At 67.6% G+C, this 414-nt stretch carries 1 protein-coding gene; it reads left to right on the top strand.

Translation table 11 applies throughout. The features are described 5' to 3' along the window. On the top strand, positions 1-414 hold a 414-nt coding region (locus ACLEQD_RS45165; RefSeq protein ID WP_410392034.1), incomplete at both ends, for a condensation domain-containing protein.

Below are 414 nucleotides of genomic sequence, written 5' to 3'. Positions count from 1 at the left end.
TGCCGTTCGAGAAGCTGGTGGAGGAGCTGAGGCCGGAGCGAGACCTGGGCCGCACGCCGCTGTTCCAGGTGTCCTTCACGCTGAACACCGCGAAGACGGGAGGCACCACGGCCCTGCCGGGTGGGCTCGTGATCCATGCGGTGGAGACGGAAGGATCAACCGCGAAGTTCGACCTGTCGCTGTCGATGTCAGAGACAGGGCAGGGGTTGGCGGCGACGCTGACGTACAACACGGACCTCTTCGTGGAAGGGACGGCGAAGCGGCTGCTGGGCCACCTGGCTGTCTTGCTGGAGGAGGTGACGGCCCGGCCCGACGCGCGAGTCGGAGACGTGGCCCTGCTGCGAGGCGCTGAAGCGCGCAAGGTCCTGGTGGAGTGGAACCAGACGGCCGTGGAGTTCCCGCGTTCGGAGACGC

It is taken from the genome of Corallococcus sp. 4LFB (assembly GCF_046520365.1).
GTDB lineage: Bacteria > Myxococcota > Myxococcia > Myxococcales > Myxococcaceae > Corallococcus > Corallococcus caeni.
Note: the sequence above shows the minus strand (reverse complement) of the source record. Positions and strands in the feature narration are given on the sequence as shown.